30 protein-coding genes are annotated in these 26,798 nt (G+C 65.6%); 20 read left to right on the forward strand and 10 right to left on the reverse strand.

The window, feature by feature from the left end; translation table 11 throughout:
- The first annotated feature begins 114 nt into the window (after window positions 1-114).
- Window positions 115-1,464, forward strand: coding sequence for a hypothetical protein (locus tag BH93_RS07000; RefSeq protein WP_037172195.1), 1,350 nt, complete (start codon window positions 115-117; stop codon window positions 1,462-1,464).
- Between the two features lie 102 nt (window positions 1,465-1,566).
- The gene (locus BH93_RS07005) at window positions 1,567-2,850 is read left to right on the forward strand and encodes a sensor domain-containing phosphodiesterase (protein ID WP_242459141.1); all 1,284 of its coding nucleotides are present in this window, start codon (window positions 1,567-1,569) and stop codon (window positions 2,848-2,850) included.
- Here the strand turns inward: BH93_RS07005 and BH93_RS07010 are convergent.
- The 3 genes from BH93_RS07010 to BH93_RS07020 all read right to left on the reverse strand — a co-directional run bounded on the left by BH93_RS07010 (window position 2,847) and on the right by BH93_RS07020 (window position 5,308).
- Window positions 2,847-3,227 carry a VOC family protein gene (locus BH93_RS07010; RefSeq protein WP_037171790.1) on the reverse strand — a complete coding sequence of 127 codons (381 nt, stop codon included), beginning with the start codon at window positions 3,225-3,227 and terminating at the stop codon, window positions 2,847-2,849. The genes BH93_RS07005 and BH93_RS07010 overlap by 4 nt on opposite strands.
- Window positions 3,228-3,303: 76 nt before the next feature.
- Window positions 3,304-4,386, reverse strand: coding sequence for a GGDEF domain-containing protein (locus BH93_RS07015; RefSeq protein ID WP_242459142.1), 1,083 nt, complete (start codon window positions 4,384-4,386; stop codon window positions 3,304-3,306).
- 28 nt (window positions 4,387-4,414) lie between these two features.
- Window positions 4,415-5,308 carry a 1,4-dihydroxy-2-naphthoyl-CoA synthase gene (locus BH93_RS07020; RefSeq protein ID WP_037171788.1) on the reverse strand — a complete coding sequence of 298 codons (894 nt, stop codon included), beginning with the start codon at window positions 5,306-5,308 and terminating at the stop codon, window positions 4,415-4,417.
- A 67-nt stretch (window positions 5,309-5,375) separates the two neighbouring features.
- Here BH93_RS07020 and BH93_RS07025 point away from each other — a divergent pair, with 67 nt between their 5' ends.
- The 3 genes from BH93_RS07025 to BH93_RS07035 are packed head-to-tail and all read left to right on the forward strand — an operon-like array spanning window position 5,376 to window position 7,504.
- A complete protein-coding gene (locus BH93_RS07025; RefSeq protein WP_037171786.1) occupies window positions 5,376-6,041 on the forward strand; it encodes a PaaI family thioesterase in 666 nt (221 codons plus the stop codon).
- Window positions 6,038-7,009, forward strand: coding sequence for an o-succinylbenzoate synthase (locus BH93_RS07030; RefSeq protein ID WP_037171785.1), 972 nt, complete (start codon window positions 6,038-6,040; stop codon window positions 7,007-7,009). Before BH93_RS07025 ends, BH93_RS07030 begins: the two co-directional genes overlap by 4 nt.
- Window positions 7,010-7,060: 51 nt before the next feature.
- A complete protein-coding gene (locus BH93_RS07035; protein WP_032380429.1) occupies window positions 7,061-7,504 on the forward strand; it encodes a DUF6918 family protein in 444 nt (147 codons plus the stop codon).
- Window positions 7,505-7,555: 51 nt separating this feature from the next.
- Here the strand turns inward: BH93_RS07035 and BH93_RS07040 are convergent, their stop codons facing one another.
- Genes BH93_RS07040 through BH93_RS07055 form a run of 4 tightly spaced genes read right to left on the reverse strand, consistent with a single transcriptional unit; the run spans window position 7,556 to window position 11,537 of the window.
- The gene (locus BH93_RS07040) at window positions 7,556-8,953 is read right to left on the reverse strand and encodes a DUF2252 domain-containing protein (protein WP_037171784.1); all 1,398 of its coding nucleotides are present in this window, start codon (window positions 8,951-8,953) and stop codon (window positions 7,556-7,558) included.
- 22 nt (window positions 8,954-8,975) lie between these two features.
- Complete coding sequence (locus BH93_RS07045) at window positions 8,976-9,839, reverse strand: siderophore-interacting protein (RefSeq protein ID WP_037171782.1); 864 nt, start codon at window positions 9,837-9,839, stop codon at window positions 8,976-8,978.
- Between the two features lie 49 nt (window positions 9,840-9,888).
- Window positions 9,889-10,953: an AbrB family transcriptional regulator gene (locus tag BH93_RS07050; RefSeq protein ID WP_037171780.1), complete on the reverse strand. Its 1,065-nt coding sequence runs from the start codon at window positions 10,951-10,953 to the stop codon at window positions 9,889-9,891.
- A complete protein-coding gene (locus BH93_RS07055) occupies window positions 10,950-11,537 on the reverse strand; it encodes a flavin reductase family protein (protein ID WP_037171779.1) in 588 nt (195 codons plus the stop codon). Before BH93_RS07055 ends, BH93_RS07050 begins: the two co-directional genes overlap by 4 nt.
- 62 nt (window positions 11,538-11,599) lie before the next feature.
- Here BH93_RS07055 and menD point away from each other — a divergent pair, with 62 nt between their 5' ends.
- The 5 genes from menD to BH93_RS07080 are packed head-to-tail and all read left to right on the forward strand — an operon-like array spanning window position 11,600 to window position 15,535.
- Window positions 11,600-13,210 carry a 2-succinyl-5-enolpyruvyl-6-hydroxy-3-cyclohexene-1-carboxylic-acid synthase gene (gene menD, locus BH93_RS07060; protein WP_037171778.1) on the forward strand — a complete coding sequence of 537 codons (1,611 nt, stop codon included), beginning with the start codon at window positions 11,600-11,602 and terminating at the stop codon, window positions 13,208-13,210.
- A gap of 50 nt (window positions 13,211-13,260) precedes the next feature.
- Window positions 13,261-13,749, forward strand: coding sequence for a DinB family protein (locus BH93_RS07065; protein ID WP_037171777.1), 489 nt, complete (start codon window positions 13,261-13,263; stop codon window positions 13,747-13,749).
- 37 nt (window positions 13,750-13,786) lie between these two features.
- Window positions 13,787-14,392, forward strand: coding sequence for a class I SAM-dependent methyltransferase (locus tag BH93_RS07070; protein ID WP_080738913.1), 606 nt, complete (start codon window positions 13,787-13,789; stop codon window positions 14,390-14,392).
- A 58-nt stretch (window positions 14,393-14,450) separates the two neighbouring features.
- Entirely contained in the window at window positions 14,451-14,936 is a 486-nt protein-coding gene (locus BH93_RS07075; RefSeq protein ID WP_242459143.1) for a GNAT family N-acetyltransferase, read from the forward strand.
- 50 nt (window positions 14,937-14,986) lie between these two features.
- Entirely contained in the window at window positions 14,987-15,535 is a 549-nt protein-coding gene (locus BH93_RS07080; protein ID WP_197914561.1) for a GNAT family N-acetyltransferase, read from the forward strand.
- Between the two features lie 200 nt (window positions 15,536-15,735).
- Here BH93_RS07080 and BH93_RS07085 read toward each other — a convergent pair whose 3' ends face one another.
- The gene (locus tag BH93_RS07085; RefSeq protein WP_037171775.1) at window positions 15,736-16,239 is read right to left on the reverse strand and encodes a DUF2505 domain-containing protein; all 504 of its coding nucleotides are present in this window, start codon (window positions 16,237-16,239) and stop codon (window positions 15,736-15,738) included.
- Window positions 16,240-16,293: 54 nt separating this feature from the next.
- Between BH93_RS07085 and BH93_RS07090 the strand changes: the two genes are divergently transcribed.
- Both BH93_RS07090 and BH93_RS07095 read left to right on the forward strand, forming a co-directional pair.
- Window positions 16,294-16,740: a hypothetical protein gene (locus BH93_RS07090; protein WP_052064851.1), complete on the forward strand. Its 447-nt coding sequence runs from the start codon at window positions 16,294-16,296 to the stop codon at window positions 16,738-16,740.
- On the forward strand, window positions 16,733-17,161 hold the full coding sequence (locus tag BH93_RS07095; protein WP_037171768.1) for a glutaredoxin domain-containing protein: 429 nt from the start codon (window positions 16,733-16,735) through the stop codon (window positions 17,159-17,161). Before BH93_RS07090 ends, BH93_RS07095 begins: the two co-directional genes overlap by 8 nt.
- On the opposite strand, the gene BH93_RS07100 is transcribed toward BH93_RS07095, so the two are convergent.
- Window positions 17,132-18,070: a TetR/AcrR family transcriptional regulator C-terminal domain-containing protein gene (locus tag BH93_RS07100; RefSeq protein WP_052064850.1), complete on the reverse strand. Its 939-nt coding sequence runs from the start codon at window positions 18,068-18,070 to the stop codon at window positions 17,132-17,134. The genes BH93_RS07095 and BH93_RS07100 overlap by 30 nt on opposite strands.
- A gap of 97 nt (window positions 18,071-18,167) precedes the next feature.
- Here BH93_RS07100 and BH93_RS07105 point away from each other — a divergent pair, with 97 nt between their 5' ends.
- From BH93_RS07105 to BH93_RS07115, 3 genes are all read left to right on the forward strand, one after another.
- Window positions 18,168-19,382: an FAD-dependent monooxygenase gene (locus BH93_RS07105; RefSeq protein ID WP_037171767.1), complete on the forward strand. Its 1,215-nt coding sequence runs from the start codon at window positions 18,168-18,170 to the stop codon at window positions 19,380-19,382.
- A 63-nt stretch (window positions 19,383-19,445) separates the two neighbouring features.
- Window positions 19,446-20,585 carry a glycosyltransferase family 4 protein gene (locus BH93_RS07110; protein WP_037171766.1) on the forward strand — a complete coding sequence of 380 codons (1,140 nt, stop codon included), beginning with the start codon at window positions 19,446-19,448 and terminating at the stop codon, window positions 20,583-20,585.
- A 14-nt stretch (window positions 20,586-20,599) separates the two neighbouring features.
- Window positions 20,600-21,295 carry a demethylmenaquinone methyltransferase gene (locus BH93_RS07115; RefSeq protein ID WP_052064849.1) on the forward strand — a complete coding sequence of 232 codons (696 nt, stop codon included), beginning with the start codon at window positions 20,600-20,602 and terminating at the stop codon, window positions 21,293-21,295.
- A 6-nt stretch (window positions 21,296-21,301) separates the two neighbouring features.
- Here BH93_RS07115 and BH93_RS07120 read toward each other — a convergent pair whose 3' ends face one another.
- Window positions 21,302-22,549, reverse strand: a complete 1,248-nt coding sequence (locus tag BH93_RS07120) for a geranylgeranyl reductase family protein (RefSeq protein ID WP_037171765.1) — start codon at window positions 22,547-22,549, stop codon at window positions 21,302-21,304.
- 127 nt (window positions 22,550-22,676) lie between these two features.
- Here BH93_RS07120 and BH93_RS07125 point away from each other — a divergent pair, with 127 nt between their 5' ends.
- From BH93_RS07125 to phnE (BH93_RS07145), 5 genes are read left to right on the forward strand one after another with little or no spacing between them, the layout of a single operon-like run.
- Complete coding sequence (locus tag BH93_RS07125; RefSeq protein ID WP_052064847.1) at window positions 22,677-23,363, forward strand: HAD family hydrolase; 687 nt, start codon at window positions 22,677-22,679, stop codon at window positions 23,361-23,363.
- Window positions 23,360-24,373 (forward strand): phosphate/phosphite/phosphonate ABC transporter substrate-binding protein, encoded by a 1,014-nt coding sequence (phnD, locus tag BH93_RS07130; protein ID WP_032401918.1) that lies wholly within the window; start codon window positions 23,360-23,362, stop codon window positions 24,371-24,373. Before BH93_RS07125 ends, phnD begins: the two co-directional genes overlap by 4 nt.
- Window positions 24,374-24,378: 5 nt before the next feature.
- A complete protein-coding gene (gene phnC, locus BH93_RS07135) occupies window positions 24,379-25,167 on the forward strand; it encodes a phosphonate ABC transporter ATP-binding protein (RefSeq protein WP_052064846.1) in 789 nt (262 codons plus the stop codon).
- Window positions 25,164-25,958: a phosphonate ABC transporter, permease protein PhnE gene (gene phnE, locus BH93_RS07140; protein WP_197914562.1), complete on the forward strand. Its 795-nt coding sequence runs from the start codon at window positions 25,164-25,166 to the stop codon at window positions 25,956-25,958. Before phnC ends, phnE (BH93_RS07140) begins: the two co-directional genes overlap by 4 nt.
- Window positions 25,955-26,791 carry a phosphonate ABC transporter, permease protein PhnE gene (phnE, locus tag BH93_RS07145; RefSeq protein ID WP_037171760.1) on the forward strand — a complete coding sequence of 279 codons (837 nt, stop codon included), beginning with the start codon at window positions 25,955-25,957 and terminating at the stop codon, window positions 26,789-26,791. Before phnE (BH93_RS07140) ends, phnE (BH93_RS07145) begins: the two co-directional genes overlap by 4 nt.
- Window positions 26,792-26,798 lie beyond the last annotated feature (7 nt).

The following is a 26,798-nucleotide window of genomic DNA, read 5'->3' on the forward strand; positions in this document are numbered from 1 at the left end:
GTCGCCCGCAGTTCATCTTCCGTTCACCTTTTTGCCTTATATGTCCAATTTTGCTGTGTCGCAGCACACGGCGGTCGTCGCCTCGAACCGAGCCGTTGTGGAACAGTGGAAACCGTGAAGGGATCGAGCATGGACGACGCGGTGTCGGCCGCTCTGTCGTATTTCGATTCCGTCGATCCCGCGCTCGCTGCCGATGCGCGTCTGGGGTGGGACGGTCTGATCGGCGTGTCTCCGCCTGCGGGCCCCACGCAACATTCTGTGCAGTCCTTTCTCTGGGTCTATCTGCGGCACGCCGCGGAGGGTCCCGATCGCGGCGTCGACATCGCTCGCGCGCTCGGCGAGTTGCTCGACCGCCTCGGCCGCGTCGGATACGCGGACATCGCGCGCAGCGCGGTCACCGAGGAGCTCGTCCGAACGCTCGACGATGCGGCCTGGTTGCAGAAGTACCGCGCGGCCACCGATCAGTCGGGCATCGGTGCCCTCGACACCGAACTGGTGACCTGGCAGGACGCCCCCACCGGCATCGAGCGGGTCATCGTCGAAAAGATCGGCGAGACACTGGAAGTGGCGACCATCGCCGGCGAGTTCGAACCGTCGAGGCCGGGTGGTAGACCTCTCGGTGCCAACGCGCGGGCCATGCGACGACGCGGCGTCACCGACGCGGTGCTGACCTCCGATCGCGGGAGGGACCACTCCGAGGCCGTTCTGCTGGAGCAACTACTCGACCACCGCATCGAACTCTGGAGTGGTTACAGCGCACCGCGGGCCGAGCTCTATCTGGGGCTGCGCGACGCGCTGCACGATGCCGTCGAGCCGATGTACGGCTGCGTGCGCAGGCTGGAGACCTTCATCCGATGCATCGGCGACGGTGTCGCCTTGACCGATGCCGGCTACTTGCCCGACGAGCTCGTGGCAACCATCGCGTCCACCGTTTTCCCCCCGAACGAGCGTCCCTCCCATGTCGGTCGTGAACTCGACACGGAGAAGATTCTCGTGCTCCGACGCCTGCTCATGCGGGTGCGTCTGCTGCGTCGATCCGCCGGGCGGTTGGTGCCCACGGCCCGCACCCGGCAGCTGAGCTCCGACGGGCTGTGGCGCGTACTCACCGGCGGCATCGTCGGCACTGGATATCACCCGGACACGATTGCCGCGGAGGTGATTCTTGCTCGCATGATCGTCGGTCAGGACGTCGCCGACGTGGAGACGAGCGCCGACGACCTGGCGCGACTGTTGCGTGCCGAAGGATGGACCCACGCAGGCAAGGCTCCGTCTCCCGAGCATGCCGAACCCCTGGCCAGGACCTTGGTGGCCGAGCTGAGTGCACTCGGAGCAGTCGAGTTCTCGGAAGGCGATCGTACGTCCGGGTCGCACACTGCCGGAGCGGTCGCGACCGAAGAAGGCAAGCGGCTCGCAGCTGCAGTGCTGCGGCACCGGCTTCTCCACACGCGCTATCCGTCGTTGTGACCACTCCGAGTTGGGCTATCGGTCGAATCTGCCGAACTCGCCCGGTTAAGCTCACGTGGATCCGGTTCCAGAACGGGCCCGGTCTTGGGTGAGGAGATGCCGGTGGACGGTGAGGTCGCGGACACCGCGCGCTCCCAGTCCCGCCGACAGAGCGACTCCGCTCGTCGATATCTCGATTTCGAGGCGACCACTCCAGCGCTGCGTTCGACGGTCGAATTCGCCGCTCGCAGCGTCGGATTCGCCATCGCCCAGCTCAACGTGCTCGACGAAGACACTCAGTACACGCTGGTCAACGTCGGCGGGCCGCCGGTGTCCACCGTCGACCGAGCCGACACGCTGTGCGACGACGTGGTGCGAACCGGGGACCCCGCAGTCGTCGCGCTGGGGCGCGTGCACGCCACCACCCGGCAGCGCGCCATCCTCGACGACAACGGCATCGCGTCCTACGCCTCCGTTCCCTTGCGCGGTCGAGAAGGTCTGGTCATCGGCACCCTGTGCCTGCTCGATCGCACGCCGCGATCGCTCTCGGGTGAGCAGATGCAGGAACTCGAACAGTTCGCGTCGGTGCTGGAGGAGCAACTCGATCTGCATCGCCGCGTCGGATCCGGGGTCATCCGCCTGGGCAGCGACAACGACATCGCCGACTCCATCGCCGACGGTCACATCGTGCCCTGGTTCCAGTCGATCGTGGATCTGCGGACCGAGGAGATCGTCGGCTTCGAGGCGTTGGCGCGCTGGCACCACCCCACCCGCGGGATGGTGGTACCGGCGGATTTCGTCCCGTTCGCCGAGGCCAGCGAACTGATCATCGACGTCGACCTCAGCGTGCTCACCCAGGCCGCCGCCGAGATGAAGAAGTGGCACGTCCACCGTCCCGACCTTCGGCTGACAGTCAACATTTCCGGACGCCACCTCGCACACCCCGACGGCGTCAGCCACCTCGAACGCGCCATCGCCTCGTCCGGAGTGTCCCCGTCGTCGATCTCGCTCGAACTCACCGAAACCACCGCCGTGACACCTGGCCCGCTGCTGCGCAGGCACATCGACGACGTGCACCGACTGGGCTTCCGGGTGCTGCTCGACGATTTCGGTTCGGGCTGGTCCTCGCTCGAACGGTTGGTGACATTGCAGCCCGACGGCATCAAGATCGACGGTCACCTGACGCGGTTCGTCGATACCGTCGCCGGGCGCGCGATGATCAGGTCGCTGGCCGGAGTGGCGAAGGACCTCGATCTGACGATGATCGTCGAAGGCATCGAAAGCCGCGAACAGGCCGACGCCGCACTCGAACTCGGGTGCACCCTGGCACAGGGGTATCTGTGGTCGCGGCCGCAGTCGGCGCAGTCGGTACTGCGTACGATCGCCGACAGCGTGGGCAGTGGTTAGCGGTTGTCTCGTCGGAGCGGGTGATCCTGCGGGATCTGCACCAGCACGATCCGAATCCCGTCCGGATCCTCGATCCACATCTCGATCAGGCCCCACGGCTCCGTTCGCGCCTCGCGCACGATCGGAATCCCCGCTGATTCCAATTCTTCGGTTGCCGAAACGATGTCGCGTACCTGCAGCCACAGCGCGCCGGAGAACGTTCCTGGCTCGTCGCCGCGATGATGCGACGCGATCTCGAGCAAACCCTGGCCCACGAACAACACCGTGCCGCCGGGATACTCCCGAAACACGGCAAGAGAGAGGCCATCGCGATAGAACTCGAGGGTCTTCCGATAGTCGGCCGGCCGCAGAATTGTCCGAGAAGCGAGGATGTCCACCCCGCATGGATACCACGCTCACGCGTGGTCGTTCCGGATCATGGTCGTTCCGCGGGCTCCACTCGGCGGGTTCGACTCACAGGACGCTCTTGATCACCCGATCGCCGCCCGCAGCCTTGGCCTCGTACATCATCGAGTCCGCCACCCGTGTTGCGCGCGTGACGATGTCGACGTCCTGGTCCCACAGCGCCGAATCCCAGTACACGATGGCTGCCCCGATGCTGACGGTCACCGAGACGGAGTCGGCCGGGTCGCGTAGGGCTCGGCGCACTCCGTGGATCAGCGCGTCGATGTGCAATCGCGACGTCGACACCACGGCGAGGTACTCCTCACCGCCGGTGCGGGCGAGCACCCCGTACTCGCCGAGGTGGGATCCGAGCCGCTCGGCGACGCGCACGATGACCGCGTCTCCTTCCTCGTGCCCGTAGCGGTCGTTGACGGCTTTGAAGCGGTCGATGTCCACCACCAGTACACCCACGCATCGATCCTGGTCCCGCCCGAGCAGCCACACGTCGTCCACGGCCGCGTCGAGTCCGCGTCGATTCAGCAACCCGGTGAGCGGATCGAGAAACGAACTTCGAGCGTCCTCGGTCAGGACGGCCACCAGCAGGTGCGAGGTCAGCGGAACCCCGGCAATCGCCAACAGCACCACGTTGGTCCGGAAGATCAACGATGCGATGTCCACGTCGTCAGCGGCGTGGGTCGCCACTGCGGCCGCGACAGTGCACGCCACTGCGAAGAACAAATGGGCCACCAGCCAGCGCGGGCTGAGGAAGAACGTGCAGAAGGTGCCGATCACGGCGAACAGGGCGCAGGTGAGAATCGCGTCCACAATCGGGTTGATCAGAAGTGTGGATGCTGTGCCCAGGTCGGCGAACACGGCGAATGCCACCACCCCCAATCGGCCGGGGAACGGCCTGGTGATCCACGCGGCCGCGACCACCACGACCATGACGAGCAAGACGGCTTTCCAGCCGATCGCGACGATGCTCCGCGAGGTGTCGACGGAAAAGAGGGACACCACCGCTAGAGCGCCGTAGTTGAGCGTCAGGACGGCCATCACCCAGCGGATGAGTCGTCCGGTGGGACGCGAGTTCTGAAAGTCCGCCATCCAGCGGTAGTCGAAGGGCTGGGTGAACCAGGCTCGGACCGCCTTCACAGCACCGCCTGGGGAGTTCACGAGCGGGTCAGAAATATCGAGGGAACGGCGACCAGTCGGGCTCGCGCTTGTCCAGGAAGGCGTCGCGCCCCTCCACGGCCTCGTCCGTCATGTACGCCAGGCGAGTCGCTTCACCGGCGAACAGCTGCTGGCCCACCAGGCCGTCGTCCTGCAGGTTGAACGCATACTTGAGCATCCGTTGCGCCTGAGGGGACTTCGCGTTGATCTTCGCGGCCCACTCGATGGCCGTGTTCTCGAGCTCGGCGTGATCGACCACCTTGTTCACCGCGCCCATGCGGTGCATCTCCTCGGCCGAGTACGTCTCGCCGAGGAAGAAGATCTCTCGGGCGAACTTCTGACCGACCATCTTGGCCAGGTACGCGCTGCCGTAGCCACCGTCGAAGCTGCCGACATCGGCGTCGGTCTGCTTGAACCGAGCGTGTTCGCGGCTCGCCAGCGTCAGATCGCACACCACGTGCAGGCTGTGGCCTCCGCCCGCTGCCCAGCCGTTGACCAGGCAGATGACGACCTTGGGCATGAATCTGATCAACCGCTGCACTTCCAGGATGTGCAGGCGGCCGGCGCGAGCCTTGTCGACCGTCTCGGCCGTTTCACCGTCCGCATACTGGTAGCCACTTCGTCCACGAATGCGCTGATCGCCGCCGGAGCAGAAGGCCCAGCCGCCGTCCTTGCTGCTCGGCCCGTTTCCGGTGAGCAGCACCGTTCCCACGTCGGAGCTCACCCGTGCGTGCTCGAGCGCGCGGTAGAGCTCGTCGACGGTGTGCGGCCGAAACGCGTTGCGAATCTCGGGACGATCGAACGCAACTCGCACGGTCGCGTCGGACACGTGCCGGTGATACGTGATGTCGGTCAGATCTTCGAAACCGGGAACGGGGAGCCACAGCTCGGGAGTGAAGGTCACGGGCGTCAGCTTAACGGTGGTCGGGGTTGCATCCGTGCCGACCGGTCGGTGCAGCTAGCGTGCAGTCATGACCGATCCGAAGCAGCTCGACCGCGATTACGGCCATCACGGAGACAGGAGTGGAGCCCGCGGAACGACCCGAGGGGGCTTCCCGCGTTTCGTGCCGGCGAAGGTGGGCCCGGAATACGGGCAGCTGCTCGAGGCCTTGCGCACGGTGCAGGACCTCGCGGTGTCCACCTCGCTGCCTGCCGAGGTCGCCGAGACAGCCGCAGGCAAGGCCCGAGAATTGGTCGAGCTGTTGACGCCGCACGTGGTGGCCGAGGGCCGTCAGACGGCCGGGCGAGTTCCGCGTCTGCCGGGGCGCGGCTCGCTGTTGCTGATGCCCTGGATCATCGAAAAGATCGACGCCGACGGCGTCCGCAGCCGGGGCATGTTCCGGCGTTTCCATCTCGGTGGTAACTCCGCCGCGCACGGCGGCACGCTGCCACTGCTGTTCGACGACCTCTTCGGCCTGATCCAGCACGCCTACGGAAGGCCCATCAGCCGCACGGCGTACCTGCACATCAACTACCGCAAGGTGACGCCGCTCAACACCGAGCTGGTCGTCGAGGGTGCAGTGGACAGGGTGGAAGGACGTAAGACGTTCATCAACGCTCGGCTCACCGATCTGGACGGCAACCTGTTGGCCGACTGCGAGGCGTTGATGGTGCAGTTGCTTCCGGGGCAGCAATGATCCCGGCGGCCGACGATCTGCTCGACGGCGCACACGTGCTCTCGATGCCGATGCGGACGAAATTCCGTGGCATCACCACCCGCGAGGTGATGTTGATTCAGGGGCCCGCCGGATGGGGTGAGTTCTCGCCGTTCACCGAGTACGACGACGGCGAATCGGCTCCGTGGTTGGCGTCGGCGATCGAGGCTGCGTGGGAGGGCCCGCCGAGCCCACTGCGTCGACGCATCCCGGTGAACGCGACGGTTCCTGCGGTGCCTGCCTCCGAGGTGGCGTCGGTGCTGAGTCGGTCTCCCGGGGCCGAGACGGCGAAGGTGAAGGTGGCCGAGAAAGGGCAGACCCTCGCCGACGACGTCGCTCGCGTCCGCGCAGTGCGCGAGCTGGTGCCGCGGGTCCGAATCGACGCCAACGGCGGCTGGACCGTCGACGAAGCGGTGACGGCGCTGGCAGCCCTGACAGCCGACGGTCCGCTCGAGTACGCCGAGCAACCGTGCGCCACCGTTGCCGAGCTCGTCGAACTGCGGCGTCGAACACCGGGGATACGGGTGGCCGCCGACGAGAGCATCCGCCGAGCCGAGGACCCGATGAAGGTCGTGCGGGCAGGCGGAGCCGACATCGCGGTACTGAAGGTCGCTCCGCTGGGCGGGATGCGGGCGGTGCTCGAACTGGCCGGTGAACTGGGGGAGTACGGCGTGCCGGTGGTGGTGTCGAGTGCACTCGATTCCGCGGTCGGTATCTCGGCCGGGTTGGCCGCAGCCGCTGCGCTGCCGCATCTCGAATTCGCGTGCGGATTGGGGACGGGCAGCCTGTTCGTCCGTGACGTCGCCCCGGCACCGGACGTGGTCGACGGAACGTATCCGGCCGCGCGCGCCGAACCGGATGCGCAGGCCTTGATCGAACTCGGTGCCGACGCCGAGCGCACGCAGTGGTGGATCGATCGAGTTCGGCGCTGCCACGCCCTTCTGCGGTAGTCTTGCGCCCGGTCCGCGTTGGGCCGCTACACATCTGGGAGGAACTTCGAAGTGGTTGCTGCACTGAAGGATTCGCTGCTCGACGAGTCGAAGGCCGACGCGCTGCGCGTCGATGTCCTGGCGCTGATCGACGCCGAGGTTGCGGACAAGAAGGGCGCGAGCGGGCTCGCGGTCAAGGGGGGATACGGCGCAGTGAAGAAGGTCGGGCCGTCGTACATCGACAGTGCGGTCTCGGCTCTGTGGCCCGATTTCGTGGACAAGCTCGACCCGTTCTGGCAGTCGTACAACGCTGCCCCGCAGGGCACGTTCGGTGAGTACCTCGCCGCGAACGGCGACGCCGCGTCCGACGCACTGCTCTCGGTCACCGATGCGCGCATCGAGGAAACCGACAAGTCCGTCGTCAAGAAGTTCTACGGCAGCCTGCGTGGCTCGGCCAAGAAGAACGTCACCGAGGCACTGCCTCGGGTGGGTGACCTCGTCACCAAGCACGCCTGAGCGGCTTCGCCGCATGTGACCGGAAACTCGTACCCTGCTACGAGTTTCCGCTCACATGCGCGTAGCGCTCAACCGCTCCCAATCGGCCTCGGTCTGATCTGCGTACAGCCGCGCGAATCGGCCGAGAGCGACGTCGAGCTCATCGGAATCGCCCGTGTATCCCGAGATCATCGACGCGCCGCTGGTGCGGGCATGTCCCTTGGCCAGGAGGCGCCCCACCACCCGCGCGTAGTCCACCAGGGCCGGTGCATCGATCGACGAGAGATCGATCGTCCCCTTCATGTTGCGGAACTGCCGCACGTAGTACTGCCGTCCGGCGATGGTGGTCCAGCCCAGCAGCGGATCGCTCACCGTCTGCAGATCCTGTTGGTACTCCACGACGCGCTGTCCCTGATGGTCGTGCCACGCCGATTCACCGTGCACGTACGGTGCGAGCACCGACCGTCTGGCCTGCTTGAGCTGCAGAAACACCACATCGTCCTCGCTGGTGCCCTCGAGTAGCGCGACGTACGCCCGAAGCCCGACACTGCCGACTCCGACGACTCGGTGCGCGACGTCGATCAACGTGTATCCCCCCAGCACCCGACGCCAATGCGGGGTGAGGGTGAGCAGGTATTCGTCCAGCCCGACGGCGAGGAGCTCTTCGTCCTTCGCCGAGATGCGTGTGGTGATCGGCGGCTCCTCGACGATCCTGCGCGTCCCCTCGTGCTCCTCGGTGAATCGAGGTAACACGCGGTCACTGGTGCGCCGACGCGCTTTCTTGGTGGCGCGCTTGATCTCCTTGCGCAACGATCCGGCGGTGGCGTCCCGCTGCAGTTTCTCCGCCGTCAGACGCTGGAACGAACGCGACATCAGCGGCTCGTCCGCAAGCCTGGCCACCTCGATCCGATACGAGGACACACAGGCGGTGACGGCGTCGCGGCACTGATCCTCGCTGCGTCCGTTCTGCCGCCCGGCCACCCAGATGCTGGCAGCGAGGCGTCGTAGATCCCACTCCCAGGCTCCCGGATGCGCCTCGTCGAAATCGTTGAGGTCGATGACGAGGTCACGTTCCGGCGAGGCGTAGAAGCCGAAATTGCCGAGGTGGGCGTCGCCGCTGATCACCGGGTTGATCCCGGTCGAGGGCAGCATCGCGACGTCCCGGGCCATGACGATGGCCGTTCCGCGCAGAAATCCGTACGGGGATTCGACCATCCGCTCGAGGCGCGTGGGAATCAACCATTCGATTCGGCCCTGGTGCGAGTACTCGATCTGCTTGACCGGGTCGGGGCGATCCGGCGGCGCTGTCCACTCCCCGAGCGAGGCGATCGGCACCTTCTCGCGCAGGCGTCGGCCCAATTCGTACCGCTCGGCCCGGGGGAGTGGCCGAGCGCGCAGTGATGCGTACGGTGCGCCGTCGACCCCTACCGAGTCGGTGACGACGGTGTGACCTTTTACGGAGCCGGACATGTGAGATCACACTAATCGAGCGCTACGGGGCGGCTTTACCGAACTTCCAGTATCCGGTGAAGCAGATCTGCGACTTGGGCACGGAACGCTCGTTCACCAGGTATCGGCGCAGGCCCGTCGCCAGTCCCTGTTCCCCTGCCACGTAGACGTGGGGATCGCCGTCCGGCAGCTCGGCCTTCTGCACCGCGGCCAACGCGGCCTCGCCCGGCTTGGCAAGGTCGTTGGGGCGCACGATCCATTGGATCTCGACGCCTGCCTGCACGTTCTGTTTCTGGATATCGGCCTCGGTAGGAACTTCGATGAAGGCCTTGACTCGAACGTCCTCCGATGACGACCGCAGAATGCCGAGAACGGCCGGGGCCGCACTCTCGTCGCCGACGAGCAACTGCCAGCTCGACCGTCCGTCGTCGGTGTAGATGCGCCCTTCGTCGAGGATCGCGACACGGTCGCCTGGCGCGGCCTTCTGCGCCCACACCGACGCCGGGCCACTGTGGCCGGCTCCACTCCCGTCTTTCTGGGTCGTTCCGCCGGCTCCACTCCCGTGCACCACGAAGTCCACGTCCAGCTCCGGGCCGTCGCCGTGCTTGCCCTGTCCCGCAGCCCGGTACCGGCTGATGGTGTAGTTGCGAACCACCGGCTTGGTGTCCTTGGAGAACGCCAGATACTGCGCGTACCAGAGCATCGAGGTGGTGCTGGGGATGCGCGGCTCGTCCTGGCCCGGCTGCGGCAGAAACAGGCGAAACCAGTGGTCGTAGCCCATGTATCGGAAGTTCGACAACGAATCGCCGCCGAGGGTGACCCGGATGAAGCTGGGGCTGATTCGGTCGCTCTCGAGCACGGTGAGGCGGTAGAAAGCGGGCTTGTCCGGCTTGAGGTACTTGCTCATGTCGCAGAGGTTAGCCGACCCTAATCACCGATGGGGTTGCGTCGATGTCTCAGTCGGGCCGGCCGCGGCGATAGCGCTGGACCACCTTGGCTCCGACGGGCACTGCGAACAACATCATGAACACCCGGATGACCTGGGCAGCCACGACGAACGTCACGTTCGCGCCGGTCGAGGCCGCGATGGCAAGTACCGCGTAGACCCCGCCCGGAGTGGTCGCGAGGTACCCCTCGTACCCGCTCGTTCCGGTTGCCGACGCCAACCACAATCCGAGCATCGCGCAGCCGACCGTGACGGCGATGATCAACATCAGCGATGCGGGCAGCACCCGTGAGATCGACTTGAGGCTGGCGACGGTGAAGCGCAGTCCGGCCTGCCAGCCGATCACGATGTACGCCGCCCACAGCAACAGCGTCGGGACGGATGCGTCGAACGAGACGCCGAGTACATCGGCGAGCGTCGCCATGATCAGGGGGCCGAGCAGGGCGGGGGCGGGCAGCCGGATCGCGCGAGCCAGCACCACGCCGATGATGCCGCAGATCACGACGAATGTGAGATCGATCCAGAGCGCCTCGTGCACGTCGGCGGTGACCGTCGATTGTCCGGGCTGGGCGCGAAACACCAGGGTCGCGACCAGTGGCAACGTAGTGGTCACCAGCACGACGCGGAGGTACTGCACCACCGCCACGACTCGTTCGTCGCCGCCGAGCTCCTGCGTGATCGCCACCAGTCCCGACGCTCCGCCCGCGACCAGGGCCAGAGAACCGGTCAGCGAATCGATATCTTTGCGAAGTCCGAGCAGTGCTCCTGCCGCGATCGACAGCAGCAGGGTGCCGATGCACGCCAGCAGTACCGGCAGCCACGTATCGCCCAGCGAGCTCAGGGTCTCACGCTGCACCAGTGTTCCGATTTCGACGCCGAGTATCGCCTGCGCCGCCATCCCGAGTCGGCGCGGCAGCGGGGCCCGTTCGGTGCCCGTTGTCGGAGCCCAACCGGCGAGTGCGAACACCACGGCCACCAACAACGCAACGAACAATGCCGCCGACGGCACACCGAGCGCATCGGCTCCGACGGTCAGTCCGACCGTGACGGCTATCAGCAGCAGCCAGCGAATCAAGAAGGTCGCTCGATCTCACGAACCGCGGGTGGCAATCCCCACTCGGTACGGCCGAGGCGACTGAGCGGGGCAATGGACTCGAACTCGGGGAGTCCGTCCTCGGCGAGGAATTCGGGTCGTACCGACAGCGCGACGACGGTGCCCATGACGACGAAGCAGTTGCCCACCTCGACGACGCGATGCAGCGTCGCCTCGATGGCGATCGGTGCGGCCGCCACTCGCGGCGGTGTCACGATCGCACTGGGCTCGCTCTCGATGCCGACCGCCTCGAACTCGCTGACGCCGTGATCGAAGCTCGCCGAGCTGTCGTTGACCTGATCGACCAACGGTGCCGTCGCCAGATTGACGACGAACTCACCGGTGGCCTCGATGTTGCGCAGGCTGTCCTTTCGGCTCACCGACGTGAACTGCACGACCGGCGGCTCCACCGAGGAGACCGTGAAGAAGCTGTAGGGCGCGAGGTTCGCCACACCGTCGGCGGACACGGTGGACACCCACGCGATGGGCCTGGGCACCACCGATGCAGTCAGGAGCTGGTAGAAGCGACGTGGGGTGACCTCATCGGGTCGGAAGACTGTACGCACCCCTCAATACTGTCAAAGCCCGGTTGCGGCGGCCGACCGGAGCATCTGACACTCTGGAAACCGTGAACCCGTCCACCGCCCAGGCCACTGCTGTCGTCGACGAACTGGCGCGCAGCGGGATCGAAGACGTCGTGCTCTGTCCCGGCTCGCGTAATGCCCCGTTGGCGTTCGCGCTGCAGGAAGCCGATGCGGCCGGACGTCTGCGGTTGCACATGCGTATCGACGAGCGAACCGCCGGATTTCTGGCCATCGGACTGAGCCTGGGCAGCGGCCAACCCGTCCCGGTGGTGATGACGTCGGGAACGGCGGTGGCCAACCTCGGGCCGGCCGTACTCGAAGCGAACTACGCCCGCATCCCGTTGATCGTCATCAGTGCCAACCGGCCGTACGAGATGCTCGGTACCGGTGCCAACCAGACCATCGAGCAGCTCGGCCTGTTCGGATCCCAGGTTCGCGCAACCATCAGCCTCGGGCTCGCCGAAGAGGGGCCGAAACAGAACAGTCAGTGGCGCAGCGCGGTCTCGCGCGTCATCGCTGCGGCGCGCGGGGCTCGCTCGGGCAACGCCGGGCCCGTGCACTTCGATATTCCATTGCGTGAACCTCTGGTTCCCGCCCTCGGCGATCCGGGGGCGCGGCCCGAAGGGCGTCCCGACGGGATGCCGTGGACGTCGACCACCCAGGCGACGCTGGACGTGCCGGTCGAGCTGGACCTGACAATCGACACCGTGGTCGTCTCCGGGCACGGCGGTGCCGTTCGTCCCGAGCTCGCGGGCTTGCCGACCGTCGCCGAGCCGACCGCGCCGCTGCACGGAATTGCGTTGCATCCCTTGGCTCTGGCGCAGTTGACGCCGCGTCAGGCCGTCATCACCGGTCGTCCGACACTGCACCGTCAGGTCTCGGCGCTGCTGGCCGACCCCGCCGTCGACGTCATCGCGCTCACCACCGGGCCGCGTTGGCCCGACGTCTCGGGCAACGTGTTGGCCACCGGCACCCGTGCGGTCACCACCGGTGCGCCCGATCCCGCCTGGATCGCTCGTTGCGCTGTTCTGTCCGACAGGGCGGAACTGGCTGTGCACGAACAACTTCGAGAGCACCCCAAGCCGACGGGGCTACATGTGGCCGACGTCGTGATGTCTGCGCTGCAGCCCGGCGATCAGCTGGTGCTCGGAGCGTCCAACCCCGTGCGCGACGCAGCACTCGTCTCGACTCCGATCCCGGGCGTGAAGGTCCTCTCCAATCGCGGCGTTGCCGGCATCGACGGCACCGTCTCGACGGCCATCGGTGCCGCGATGGCCGGAAAGCGGCGCACCATAGCGCTTCTCGGGGACCTGACGTTTCTGCACGACGCAGCGGGCATGCTGATCGGAACCGGCGAGCCGCGTCCCGACGATCTGACGATCGTCGTCGCCAACGACGACGGCGGCGGTATCTTCGAGCTGCTCGAGCAGGGGGATCCGCAGTATGCGGGCGTGTTCGAGCGAGTATTCGGTACGCCACACGGAATGGATCTCGGAGCGCTGTGCGGGGCCTACCGCGTGGAGCACCGCTTGGTCGAGTTGTCGGAACTGGCAACCGAACTCACCGCGCATGCCGCGGGAATCAGGGTGTTGGAAGTGACCACGGAGCGATCGGGATTGCGGGATCTGCACGCGGCAATTCGCGCCCGGTTGTAGTAGGGGCGTGTGTACGTGCCCGACCGAGTATTCGCTGTGAAGGGAAGCCTGTGACGGGTGCATTCGAGGTACTGGTGGACGATGACCGTACTCAGCTCGAGGCGTTCATCGAGGACTACCGGATCGCGATCGAGGCAACTCTCGATGGTGTCACCGAGGAGCAGGCGCGGGAACGGTTGGTTCCTTCGGCCACAACACTTCTCGGGTTGCTCAAGCATGTGACATGGATGCAGCGAGTGTGGTTCGAGGAATGCATCGGGGGTGGGTCGAGGGTTGCGCTCGGTCTGGTGCGCAGTCCTGAAGAGTCCTTCGCCATCGACGACGACGACGACGACACCATCGTCGTCGTCATCGCAGCGCACAGGCGGGCGTGCGCGACTGCTCGAGCGGTTGTAGCCGACGTGCCACTCCATGCCGTCGTGACGAGTCATCGTGGCGGGCCTCGTACGGTGCACTGGGTATACCTTCAGGTGCTGAGGGAATTGGCCCACCACTGCGGCCACGCCGACATCCTTCGCGAACAGATTCTCGCGGCCTGATCACAGAGCTCGGTCGACCGAACGAAGGAGCTGACGAGTGAATAGAACCCTTACGAGTTACGAATCGGCTGCTGATTTGTACGTTCAGCGAACGAGACGCGATTCGACGCGGGCGTGGCAGCCATTCATCGATGAGTTCGTTGCACAGGTCGATGAGGGCCTGGTGCTCGAACTCGGAAGTGGACCCGGTTGGCACGCAGCCGAGCTCGAGCGCAGTGGTCTTCGGGTCGAGCGGAGCGACGGGGCGGCGGCTTTCGTCGACATGATGGAGAGGGACGGTTACTCGGCTCGCAAGCTCGACATCGTCACGGACGTTTTCGGTGGGATGTACGACGGAATCTTCGCCAACGCTGTCCTCCTGCATTTGAATTCGCTTCAGTTCGATGCCGTTATCGCCAAGGCAGCCGCGGCATTGCGTCCCGGCGGGATGCTTGCTTTCACCCTCAAAGAAGGCGACGGCGAGGAATGGAGTAACGAAAAGCTCGATCTTCCGCGCTACTTCAAGTACTGGCGGGAACCGGACGTTCGCGCACGCCTCGATCCGACTGTGTGGGAGTCGGTATCGATTACATCCGAGATGTCCGGCGGTGGGCAGCAGTGGCTGATGGTTCTCGCTGAGCGTTGTCCTTCCTACGCCGAGTAACTGGCCGGCGTCACCGGTCCAGTCGACGGGTGTCGAGTCGATCTGTTCCAATAGCGTTGTGAATGCACCGATTCGTTCGCTGCCGGTAAGTGTCGCCACTGGGGGAGATGCGGCCGAACTGCTTGTTCTGCAGCGTTGTTGTTGGGTTCAGGAAGCGTTTGCGAACGAGACCCTCGACATCCCGCCGCTTCGCGAGACCCTCGACGAAGTGAAGCTGTGGATCGACGAATGGAACGTCTCGATCGTGCGTGACGGCCATCGGTTGGTCGGCGCTGTTCGAGGCCGATTGGTTGGCCACACCTGGGAGATCGGCCGAGTCATGGTGGCACCGGACCTCGCGGGGCGCGGCCTCGGTCGGCGACTCCTCGACGAGTGCGAGCGACTCGCGCCCGCGGAAGCATCGACCTTCGAGTTGTTCACTGGCGCGCGAAGCAGCCGGAACATCGATTTGTACCAGCGAGCCGGCTACCGGATCGTCGATGTCGATGAGACTCCGCCCGGACATATCCGGGGCGCGATCGTGTTTCGAAAGTCCTTGTCGTGACGGTGGTATCGCGCTCCGTGCTGAGATCTATCAGGATCGCGCTTCACCCGATGGCAGCGCATCACCTGCCCCTGATGCATGGCCTGGACTCGGACCCCGTGGTGATGGAGTTTCTTCTCGGTAGAGCCCGGACGTCCGCCGAGGTCGATGAATTCTGGGGACCCCGTTGCGCAGACACTGCGGCAGACGCGGCGGGCCTCGGTTGGTGGGTCGGCTTCGACGGCGACGAATTTCTCGGCTGGTGGATGCTCGGCCGTGATCCGTCGACTGCTGGTGCGCTCACCGGCGATGATCAGGCCGAGATCGGCTGGCGGGTGATGCGCCGACGCTGGAGGCAGGTTCTGGCGACCGAAGGTGCGTTGCTACTTCTGGACCACGGATTCAATACAATTGGGCTGCAGCATATTTGGGCGGAGACGATGGCGGTCAACCTCGCGTCACGAGGGGTGATGCGCAGGATCGGGATGCGTCACGTCCGTACGGAAGTCCGCGAATGGACTGACCCGCTGCCCGGCGCGGACCGTGGCGAGGCGCTCTACGAGATCACGGCTGCGGAGTGGAAACGAGTCGCAGAGCAGCCTGAGCCACCTCAGTCCTGAGGGTTTCGGTGGACCTGGATCGATAGATGACGCCGGGATCGGTTTTGGCCGCGACAGCCGAGGTCATCCAAGTATACGGCGGTCCGAATGCGCCGACGTCCTGTCGCAGCGCATGCTCCACTCCAGATTGCGGCCCGGGGGTTCCTCGGTTTCGGGTCCTGAAGTGGAGCGTGAATTGCAGGCCGAGGCCGCCGGACTTGCTAACCCTTCTGCGCCGCAACCCATTCGAGAGTTTCGCCGGTTTCCTGATCGATCATGTCCTTGATCATCTTGTTGATCAGGTCCTCGATCTTGCCGCCGACGAGTGGAATCTTCACCGTCGATTCGCCCTTGACGATCAACTTCGCACCGGTTCCGTCGGGTCGAAGAGACAGCGTGCCGTTCACCTTCGCCGGTAGACCGGTGGTGCCGCCGATCAGCGTTCCCTCGGCGTGGTCGCCCTCGAGCGGACCCCAGTGATCGGTGCGGGAGACGATCAGCTTGCCCTTGATGACCTTCGTGACGAATCCGGGGAGTTCGGAGGTGCCGACCTCTTCGGTGATGTCGACCGTCAGACCGCCGTCGGCGTGCTTGGTCATCTCGTACCCGTCCGTCTTCTTCGCCTTGGCGAAGCGGGCTGCCCACTGGTCCTCGCTGGTGAGTGCGGCGTGCACTTCAGCGGGAGGATTGGGCGATTCGACGGTGAATTCGAAGCTGCGAGACATGAGAGCAGACGCTACCCGAGCCGAGCCCGATCGGCTGCGAAGTAATCTGTCGAAGTGACCGACACAGCCCGAGGCAGCCGAACCCTGCGCAGGACCCGGCTCGTCGTGCTCGTGGTCGCCACGTCGATTTCGGTGCTGGCGGTGTTGCTGGTGGTCGGAGCCTGGCGAAACGACGTCACCATCGATTCCGACAAGGGCACCGCCACCGCCGAAGTACTGTCGGCAGGCAAGCTGCGGTCGGCCGTCAGTTTCATCACGCCGGACGGCGTTACGCACAACCCGGCGCTCGGCGTCCTGTATCCCACCAACCTCGTCGCGGGCCAACGCATCGAGGTCGAGTACTACAAGGCCGACCCCGACGACGTCGAATTGCTGGTGCGGGTCGCAGGCCGTGACGCCACCGTCGCCGTCGTTCCGGCCGGATCGGTCATCGTCGTCACGTGGTTGATAGCCGGGCCTGTGTTGTTCTGGCTCCGTCGCAAGGAGGCGAAGTATGCGTAACGCCAAGCAGTGGGGCATCGCCGCTCTCGCCGCGGTGGCCGGGTTCGCGTTGGTGAATTTCGGCAACATCGCGTCGTCGATTGTCGTGATCGTGCTTGCCGTGGTGTTCCTTCTCGTTCTGACGACTCCGGTGCTGTATCCGCGTTCTCTGTCCGACGACGCCTCGCGAGTGCTCGCGGCCCAGAATTCGGTGCCGTTGGTCTACTGGCGTCCGGGATGCATCTTCTGCCTTCGGCTGCGAGTGGCGCTGCTGCTGCGTGGGAAGAAGGCGGTGTGGACGAGCATCCGCGAGGATCCGGCTGCGGCAGCGCGGGTTCGGTCGGTCAACGACGGCAACGAAACGGTTCCGACGGTGTTCGCCGCGTCCGAGCACCGCACCAACCCGAATCCGTCATGGGTGATCGGGCAGTTCCCCCGATAGAGCAGCGTGATCGGCCGCGCGCGTAGCGAGTCCGACGGCAAAGCCGTCCAGCAGGCTCCGTAGGCCGAAAGTGAACAATGCGGCGGCGTCGTAGTCGTAGCCTTCGCGGACTACCCAGGCGAAGGCGGGATAACGGCCCGTAGCCACCACCGCGTTCACGGCGCGGTCCCGACTGTTCAGCCATTCCTCGTTGGTCATTCCTGTATCGCGAAATGCCGCAGCCTCGGCCTCCAATCCGCTAGCGGCAGATCGGATATACGCGAACAGCGTGAGGTGCGCATTCATCGCCGCATCGACGTCGCCTGTGAGCGGACGGAGGACGGCCAGCGTTCGGTCTGCGTACAGCAGGAGGCTCGGTACGAGCTGAGGACGCGTGAGGGAGATGCTCGACGCGACCCATGGGTGGCGACGGCACGTCGACCACATACTTCGAGCAATTGCTTCCAGATCGGCTCTCCACGAGTGGCCTGTGGTTCTCGGCAGGGAATGCTCGCGCAGCACGCGGTCGACCATTGCCTCGACCAGTGCATCCTTGCCGCTGACATGCCGGTAGAGAGACATCGTCGCGACGTCCAGTTCGACTGCCACGCGGCGCATGGTCAGAGACGGCAGTCCCTCGTTGTCGGCGAGATGGATCGCGGTGGTGACTATTCGGTCGAGATCCAGCCCGAGCGGCCGCGTTGCCGAGGTCGGCAGGACGACACTGCCGTAGCCGGGGCGCGTACTGATGAGGCCCTCGCTGTTGAGGATCGCTATCACCTTCGTCGCAGTGGCCATCGCAACGCCCCAGTCGCGCATGATCGCGCGAGTCGAGGGGACTCGGTCACCCGGACCTAGGTCACCGCCGGAGATTCGGTCGCGAATGTCCGATGCGATTCGGAGGTAGTGCGCTCTACCCGCTACGTCCATTGGTGTCGTCCTTCGATCAGGACTGCGCTAGTGCATCTGGCGCACTCGGGTCCAGTTTGCTTACCGTGTACGCACTGTAGTCGACGCGGGAGGTCAGATGTCCGGACAACGAATACTGGTTTCGGGGGCGGGTGTCGCGGGACCGGCGCTCGCGTACTGGTTGACTCGATACGGGTTCAGGGTGACCGTCGTCGAACGGGCGAGCGACCTGCGCACCGGAGGCCAAGCTGTCGATGTACGCGGTGCCGCACGCGAGGTGCTCGATCGAATGGGGGTGCTGGAGCGCGTGCGCGCAGCACACACCGGTGTACACGGAATCGCCTACGTCGATGATCGTGGCAGAGTGCGAGCTCGATTGAGCAGCAACATGTTCGGGCATTCTGGCGGTGTCGTTGCGGACCTGGAGATCCTGCGGGACGACCTCGTCGACATTCTCGTCGAGGCCGCCGGGTCGAACGTCGAGTTCGTGTGGGGCAACACCATCACCGAGCTCGACAACGGTCCCGACTCGGTGCGGGTGACGTTCGAGCACGGACCGGACCGCGATTTCGACCTGGTGGTCGGTGCCGATGGGGTCCGGTCGACCGTACGAGCTGCCACCGTGGGTGATACGAGCTCGAGCGTGCGGGATCTCGGCTACTACTCGGCTTATTTCACCGCCCGATCGGATATCGGGATGGACGGGTGGGAGGTCGCCTACAACCTGCCGGCGGGGAACGGAATGCGTGGCAGGTCCGTGATGGTGTATCCGATTCGCGGCACCGGTGAGGTGCGGGTCATGCTGAACTTCGCCGGCCCCGACGTCGGCATACACCGGCACGATGTTCGTGCTCAGAAGGCACTGCTCTCAGAGGTGTTCGATGGCGCAGGTTGGCAGGTCGACGAGTTGATGGATCAACTCGAACAAACCGACCGGCTGTTCTTCGCGCGAGTAGCAGGCGTACGTGTGGACGACTGGTCGATCGGCCGCGTCGCGCTGGTGGGCGACGCACTCTCCGGCGGCTCGCTCGGTATGGGCACTTCCATGGCGCTGGTGCAGGCCTATGTGTTGGCCGGTGAGCTCTCGCGAGACCCGCACGAGAAAGCATTTCGCAGCTATCGACAAACCCTGCAGGCGTATGTCGATCGCAACAGTGTCCGGCCGTTCGCGGCGATGGCGGGATTCCTGCCCGCAACGCGGGCAGGAATCGGCCTCAGAAACAGCCTCCTCCGCGTTCTGCCGTACCTCCCTGGAGCCAGCCACATTCTGGGCAACACCCAGGAAACGTCGGAGATGATCGAGTTGGTCGACTACCGCCGACCATTCGTGTGACGTTGGCCCACACGTAACGCTGTCCACATCTGATCGACGGCGAGGCCACCCACACTGAGGATCGTGCGAGTAGCCATCGTTGCGGAATCGTTCTTACCCAACATGAACGGCGTCACCCACTCGGTGATCCGTGTCCTCGAACACCTCGACAAGACCGGGCACGAGGCCATCGTCATCGCCCCGGACAATCCGTCCGGCCCGAAGGCCGCGACGTGGCACGACGACGTTCCGGTGCACCGGGTGCCGTCCGTGATGGTTCCGAAGGTGAGCTCGTTGCCCGTCGGTGTGCCGGGGCTCGGGATGGTGTCGGCGTTGCGCGCGTTCGCCCCCGACGTCGTCCATCTGGCCTCGCCGTTCCTGCTCGGGGCAGGCGGCCTGGCCGCCGCCAACCGATTGGACGTGCCTGCTGTTGCCGTCTATCAGACCGATGTCGCCGGTTTCGCCGCGAGTTACGGCCTGGGCCTGACGTCCAAGGCTGCGTGGCGCTGGACCAGGAGACTGCACCGCGGCGCGGCCCGCACTCTGGCGCCGTCGACGTCGGCCGTCGACGCACTGGAGCTGCACGGAATTCCGCGTGTGCACCGGTGGGCCAGGGGAGTGGACGCCGTCCGCTTCGCACCCTCTGCCAAGTCGCAGACGCTCAGAAGCCAGTGGGGAGCAGACGAGAAGCTGATCGTCGGCTTCGTCGGCAGGCTCGCCCCCGAGAAGCACGTCGAGCGGCTTGCAGTCCTGGCCACGGATCCGTCGATCCAGCTGGTGATCGTCGGCGGCGGACCCGACACGGCAGCTTTGCAGGCGCTGATGCCGAACGCCATCTTCACCGGCCAACTCGGCGGAGCCGAACTCGCGCAGACCTACGCCAGCTTCGACATCTTCGTCCATCCCGGCGAACACGAAACCTTCTGCCAGGCAGTACAGGAAGCACTCGCCAGCGGCGTCCCCGTCATCGGGCCCGATGCCGGCGGCCCGCGCGATCTGGTCTCGCACTGCCGCAACGGCTACCTGCTGCCGGTGGACAAGTTCACCGAATTGCTGCCCAGCGCCGTCGGAGCTCTCGCCGAACCCACCACTCGCGCCCGCTTCGGCGACGCCGCCCGCAAGTCGGTACTGCACCGCACCTGGCCGGCCATCTGCGACGAGCTGATCTCCCATTACTACGACGTGCAAGGCATCACAGCGCCGCAGGCAGCGAACGTTGCTTGAGTAGTCTGGACCTCGTGGCCCAGACATCACGCGCAACCCTGGAAAAAGAGCCCCACGAGGTGGCGTCGATGTTCGACGGCGTCGCCCGCCGCTACGACATCACCAATACGGTTCTGTCGTTCGGGCAGGACCGCAGTTGGCGCAAGCTCACTCGTCGAGCGTTGGCTCTCGAACCCGGCGAGCGGGTGCTCGACCTCGCCGCGGGCACCGGCGTCTCGACCGTCGAGCTCGGACGCAGCGGAGCGTGGTGCGTGGCCACCGACTTCTCCAAGGGCATGTTGCAGGCGGGACTGCAACGGGGCGTTCCGATGGTCGCAGGTGACGCGATGGCCCTGCCCTACGCCGACGCCAGCTTCGATGCCGCCACCATCTCTTTCGGCCTCCGGAACGTCTCGGATTTCGATGCCGGACTGCGCGAGATCGCCCGCGTCACCAAACCTGGTGGACGCCTTGTGGTGTCGGAGTTCTCCACCCCGGTGTTCGGCCCGTTCCGCACCGTGTACATGGAGTACCTGATGAAGGCGTTGCCGAAAGTCGCTCGCGCCGTGAGCAGTAACCCCGACGCGTACGTTTACCTCGCCGAGTCCATCCGTGCCTGGCCCACGCAGGAACAATTGGCACAGCGCATCGCCGACGCCGGCTGGACCGACGTGCAGTGGCGCAACCTCACCGGTGGAATCGTCGCGCTGCACAAGGCGATTCGCCCCTGACTGGACTCATGTGAACGGCGGCCGAGAATCGATTTTGAGTGACCCGGTTCCCGATGCCCGCCAGGTGCGGGCGATGAGGTCGCTGTCGGCTTCGGTGATCAGGTTGCCCATGCAGCGGACGGCGACTTTCATCAGTGCCCGCGAGCGCATGCCCACCGGTCCCGCTGCGGGCAGGAATCTCGGCACGGTCAACAGTCCGGCGAGGCGTCGCGCGATGGAGAACGCCTGTCCGTAGTGCTCGCGCAGCAGGGTCGGCCAGGCGTCGGTGAGGTCGGGGTGATCGAGCAGGTCGATCACCATGCGGCCGCCCTCGAGTCCGTAGTCGATGCCCTCGCCGTTGAGTGGGTTCACGCATGCTGCGGCGTCGCCGATGATGGCCCAGTTGGTGCCGGCGACTCCGGAGACTGCGCCGCCCATCGGCAGCAGCGCCGACGCCACCGCACGCAGTTCGCCCGTCAGCGCCCATTCCGGACGCCGCTGCTGGGTGTAGAGGTCGAGTAATGGACGCAAGGCTCCGGGTGCCGGTTTCTTGGCGGTGGCCAGGGTGCCGACGCCGATGTTGATGTTCCCGTCGTTCAGCGGGAAGACCCAGCCGTAGCCGGGCTGCAGAGTGCCTGCGGCATCACGTAATTCGAGGTGCGAGCTGATCCACTCGTCGTCGCTGCGTCCCGAGGTGATGTACGCGCGAGCCGCGACGCCGAATGCGGTGTCCCGATGCCACTGCCGCCCGAGTTGCTTGCCCAGGGTGGAGCGCACACCGTCGGCGACGATCAGTGTGCGGCAGGAGATCTCGTGGGTCCCTGCCGCGGTCTGCAGGGTCACCGAGCGCACCGAGTTGCCCTCGCGGGTGACGGCGACAGCCTTGGCTCCCTCGGCCATGACCGCCCCGGATTCGACGGCAACCGCGCGAATCCGGTCGTCCAATTCGGTTCGGGGAACGGCACTTCCGACAGTGGGCAGGGATTTGCTCGGCCACTCGAGCTGCAGTTCCTGGCCGAATCCGCTCAACCGCAGACCGCGATTGCGTGCTTTGCCGCGCACCCAATCACCCAGGCCGAGCTGATCGAGTTCGGCGACGGCGCGAGGCGTCAGGCCGTCGCCGCAGGTCTTGTCGCGAGGAAAGACGGCTGCGTCGACGAGGACGACATCGCGGCCCGATCGTGCTGCCCATGCCGCCGCGGACGATCCTGCAGGGCCCGCGCCCACGACCAGAACATCGGTCGAGGTGGGAGGGGCCGGCTGGGGAGTGCTCACGTGCTCCAGTATCCGGATTTACACGACCGGGTGTGTCGAGGGCCTCCGGTTAACGCCGTGTGAACGCTTGTTTCATAGATTCAGAATCTATGGACGGATCGTTCATGACGGGTCTAGCGTCTCTCACGTGCAACGACCGATCCTCCTACTCGACTTCGACGGCACCGTCTGCCTCGGCGACGACCCCGTGCGGGCGTACGCCGACGCTGTCGCCGACGGCCTCGACAGGGCCTCTGCCGAAACACTGCGCGCCGGGTTGACGGCCTTCCTCGAGACCGGTGCGGGGGAGTACCTCGACGGCTACTCCGCCGTCCAGCACCTGTCGATGGGCGTCGATGCTGCCACCCTTGCCGCGGCGTACGCGCACTCCCGCGAACGCCTGGCGGCGGGCGAGCTCGAGGTGTGGGCTCCCGCCGGGCTCGCGGCATTCCTCGGCCGAGTGTCCGCCGAGGTCGTGCTGGCTACCAATGCCCCACAGCGCGGCGTGCTGGAAACCCTCGAGCGTCTCGGTCTGACCGGGCTCATGGACCGTGTGTTCACCGATGCAGGTAAGCCCGAGAAAATGCCCGAGCTGGTGGAGTCGCTACTGGACACGCGGCCACCGCACCTGCTGGCCAGTGTCGGCGACATCTGGCGCAACGATCTCGACGCGCCGCATCGTCGCGGCGCCGTCACCGCCTACATCGACCGCCACGGTCATCCCCGGCCGGAGGCGACGTTCTGCGCCACGACGTTTCAGGCGATGTACGACGAACTCCTCGAATGGTCCACCGATCCAGCAGCATTCGCACTCACCCATGAAGGACAGTCATGAGAATTCGTACGCCCTTGCTCGCGGTGGTTGCCACCGGACTGCTCACTGCCTCGCTCGCCGGGTGCGGTGCCCGCGACGAGTCCACCACCGAGTCCTCGGCTGCGTCGCCCTGCACCGGGTCCAGCGCTGCAGACGCTGCCGACCCGTCCGAGCTGACGCTCGCACTCGTCCCCTCGGGGGATGCCAACAAGCTCGTCGAAACCGTCAAGCCCCTGCAGGACGCACTGACCGAGCGCCTCGGCATCCCCGTCCGCGGCGTCATCACCCAGGACTACCAGGCGGCGGTGGAGGCCATCGGCGCGAACCAGGCGCAGATCGGCATGCTGCCACCGCTGCAGATGGTGCAGGCCTGCAACAAGTACGGTGCCGAGCCGGCTCTGCAGACGGTGCGTAAGGGCAAGACCACGTACGCGGCGCAGTTCTACACCAACAACCCCGACAAGTACTGCGACGACGCACCCGTTACGGGAGCCAACGGCCTGCTGTACTGCAACGGAACCGAAGGTGGCACGGGCCCAGCAGGACTCGACTCGCTGAGCAAGATGAAGGATGCCAAGACCGTCATGCTGCAGTCCGCGTCCTCGGCCGGATTCGTCTTCCCCTCCGCCGCGCTGAAGGCGGTGGGCATCGACTCCACCACCGACCTCGACCTGACGCAGGTCACCTCGCACCCGGCGGCGGTGCTGTCGGTGAACAACGGCGACGACGAGGTGGGTGTGTCGTTCTGGGACGCCCGCGAAACCGTCGTCAAGGACACCCCTGATGTGGCGAAGAATCTGGTGGTCTTCGCGCTGACCAACGAGATCCCCAACGACGGTGTCTCGATCAGCAGTTCGCTCAGCCCTGATCTGCAGCAGCGCATCTCGGACGCGATGGAGGATTACGCGTCCACCCCCGAAGGCGTCGAGGCTCTGACGGCGATCTACCAGATCACCGGACTCGACAAGGCCGATCCCGCTGCGCTCCAGCAGGCGCAGACCGAGGCGGACTCCATCGGCCTGGGGAACTGATTCGGATGAGCGGCGACAGCATCGCATTCGACGACGTCTCGGTCACCTATGCGGGCGGCCATACCGCGCTCGACGGCGTGACGCTGGAGATTCCGGCGGGACAGATGGTTGCCGTCGTCGGGTTGTCGGGCGCAGGAAAGTCCACGCTGATCCGCACCATCAACGGCCTCGTTCCGGTCACCTCCGGCGCCGTGACCGTCGGTGATCGCGCTGTGAACAGCTTGAGCAGCAAAGGTTTACGGGATCTGCGCGGCGACATCGGCATGATCTTCCAGGGCTTCAACCTCGCCAAGCGCACCAGCGTGTTGAACAACGTGATGATGGGCCGGCTGCACAGCTCGCCGATGTGGCGAACACTGCTCGGTGCGTGGTCCGCCGAAGACACCGAATTGGGAATGCAGGCGCTCGAACGAGTCGAGATCGTCGGCAAGGCGTACCAGAAGGCGTCGTCCCTCTCCGGTGGTCAGCAGCAACGGGTCGCCATCGCGCGAGCACTGGCACAGCAACCGCGGGTGATCCTCGCGGATGAACCGGTGGCCTCGCTCGATCCGCCGACCTCGCACGTCGTCATGCGGGATCTGCAGCGCATCAACGCAGAGCTCGGCATCACCGTCGTCGTCAACCTGCACTTCCTCGATCTGGCCAGGCGCTACGGCGACCGGTTGATCGGACTGCGCGACGGGAAGGTCGTGTTCGACGGCCATGGCCGCGACGCCGACGAGGCGGTGTTCGAGAGTATCTACGGCCGGTCGCTGACCGCCGAGGACGTGCTGGAAGCCAAGGCCGAACTGTGAGTGCGCCGCTGGCAACTCGCCCGGTCAAGCCGCGGTCGGCCTGGAAAACCGTTGTGGCATTCGCCATTATCGCCGGCATCACGGTCTGGGCCGGGATCGGTGTCGGTGCCGACGTGGGCGACATCATCGACAACTGGGGCAACGCGACCGGCAAACTCGTGCAGCTGATGCAGCCCGACTACTGGTTCTTCCCCGACACCGTCGACGCGATCCTCGAGACGCTGCAGATGGCCGTCATCGCGACGGCGATCGGAGCCGCGATCTCCTTTCCACTCAGTTTTGCGGCCTCACATGTCACCAATCCGAATCGACCGTTGTTGACGGTCGTGCGCGGAATCATGAATGTCGTTCGCGCAGTGCCAGATTTGCTGTACGCGGCGGTGTTGGTCGCGGTGGTCGGCACCGGCGCGCTGTCGGGAATTCTGGCGCTGATCGTGTTCAACGTCGGCATCATCGTCAAGCTCGTCTCCGAGGCACTCGACTCCGTCGATCGCGGTCCGCAGGAAGCCGCCCTCGCTGCCGGAGGAACCTGGATCGCGGCCGATCGCAGTGCTGTTGCGCCGCAGATCTTTCCGGCGTTCGTCTCGCAGAGTCTCTACACGTTGGAGCTGAACGTCCGAGCCTCGGCGGTCATCGGACTCGTCGGCGCAGGTGGCCTCGGCATGCTCATCGACAACGTCCGCACCTTCTACAAGTATCACCAGCTCAGCCTCATCATCCTCGAGATTCTCGTCATCGTCCTGGCGCTGGAACTGATCTCTTCCTGGGCCCGTCGAAAGTTGGTCGGATGAGCGTCATCGACCGCACCGCCCGCGTCACCCCGGCTCGGCCGCGGAAACCACGCAACCCCCTACGCACCGCGGTGTGGGTCGGCATCGTCGCACTGTTCGCACTGTCGTTGTACGGCATAGAGATTCGCTGGGACAGGCTGCTGGAGCTACCGCAGAACCTGGTGCGTTACGCGGGGCTGATGTTCGTCCCGCCGGACGTCTCCGCGCTGGGCAAGGCCGTCTCGGCCACCATCGAGTCGGTGCAGATGGCGTGGTTCGGAACGGTGCTCGGCATAGTCGTGTCGTTTCCGCTCAGCTTCCTCGCGGCCGCGAACATCGGGCCGCTCTGGCTGCGGTGGCCGCTGCGCGTGGTGTTCGCCGTCATCAGGGCGGTGCCCGAGGTGGTCATCGCGATTCTCATCCTGTCGGTCACCGGGCTCACCGCGTTTACCGGAGCGCTCGCCATTGCCATCGGTTCGGTGGGCACGCTCGGCAAATGGGGATACGAGGCCATCGAAGGTGCCGAGAAGGGGCCGATCGAAGCAGCCCGGGCTGCGGGTGGTTCGACGGCGCAGATCGTGCGGTGGGGACTGTGGACCGATGTCGCCCCCGAGGTGTTCGCGTTCTGGCTCTATCGCTTCGAGATCAATGTTCGTGCGTCGGCCATCCTGGGTTTGATCGGTGCAGGTGGTATCGGCAGCATGCTGGTCGACAACGTGCAGTACCGGCAGTGGGGTGCTGTGGGCATGCTGCTGATCGTCGTTGTGGTCATCACCGTGATCATCGATCAGATCTCCGGACGGGTGCGTCGCCGCATCATCGACGGACACTGGGGCCGGCAGGGAAAAGTATGAGCAAGAT

This window comes from Rhodococcoides fascians A25f (genome assembly GCF_000760935.2).
GTDB lineage: Bacteria > Actinomycetota > Actinomycetes > Mycobacteriales > Mycobacteriaceae > Rhodococcoides.

What these genes read in the sequence shown, in the direction of transcription:
- BH93_RS07025 (WP_037171786.1), top strand. Translation starts at nt 5,376, where the DNA reads ATGACCGATCCGAAGCAGCTCGACCGCGATTACGGCCATCACGGAGAC.
- BH93_RS07030 (WP_037171785.1), top strand. Translation starts at nt 6,038, where the DNA reads ATGATCCCGGCGGCCGACGATCTGCTCGACGGCGCACACGTGCTCTCG.
- BH93_RS07040 (WP_037171784.1), bottom strand. Translation starts at nt 8,953, where the DNA reads ATGTCCGGCTCCGTAAAAGGTCACACCGTCGTCACCGACTCGGTAGGG.
- BH93_RS07045 (WP_037171782.1), bottom strand. Translation starts at nt 9,839, where the DNA reads ATGAGCAAGTACCTCAAGCCGGACAAGCCCGCTTTCTACCGCCTCACC.
- BH93_RS07080 (WP_197914561.1), top strand. Translation starts at nt 14,987, where the DNA reads ATGGCAGCGCATCACCTGCCCCTGATGCATGGCCTGGACTCGGACCCC.
- BH93_RS07085 (WP_037171775.1), bottom strand. Translation starts at nt 16,239, where the DNA reads ATGTCTCGCAGCTTCGAATTCACCGTCGAATCGCCCAATCCTCCCGCT.
- BH93_RS07095 (WP_037171768.1), top strand. Translation starts at nt 16,733, where the DNA reads ATGCGTAACGCCAAGCAGTGGGGCATCGCCGCTCTCGCCGCGGTGGCC.
- BH93_RS07100 (WP_052064850.1), bottom strand. Translation starts at nt 18,070, where the DNA reads ATGGACGTAGCGGGTAGAGCGCACTACCTCCGAATCGCATCGGACATT.
- BH93_RS07105 (WP_037171767.1), top strand. Translation starts at nt 18,168, where the DNA reads ATGTCCGGACAACGAATACTGGTTTCGGGGGCGGGTGTCGCGGGACCG.
- phnD (WP_032401918.1), top strand. Translation starts at nt 23,360, where the DNA reads ATGAGAATTCGTACGCCCTTGCTCGCGGTGGTTGCCACCGGACTGCTC.
- phnC (WP_052064846.1), top strand. Translation starts at nt 24,379, where the DNA reads ATGAGCGGCGACAGCATCGCATTCGACGACGTCTCGGTCACCTATGCG.
- phnE (WP_037171760.1), top strand. Translation starts at nt 25,955, where the DNA reads ATGAGCGTCATCGACCGCACCGCCCGCGTCACCCCGGCTCGGCCGCGG.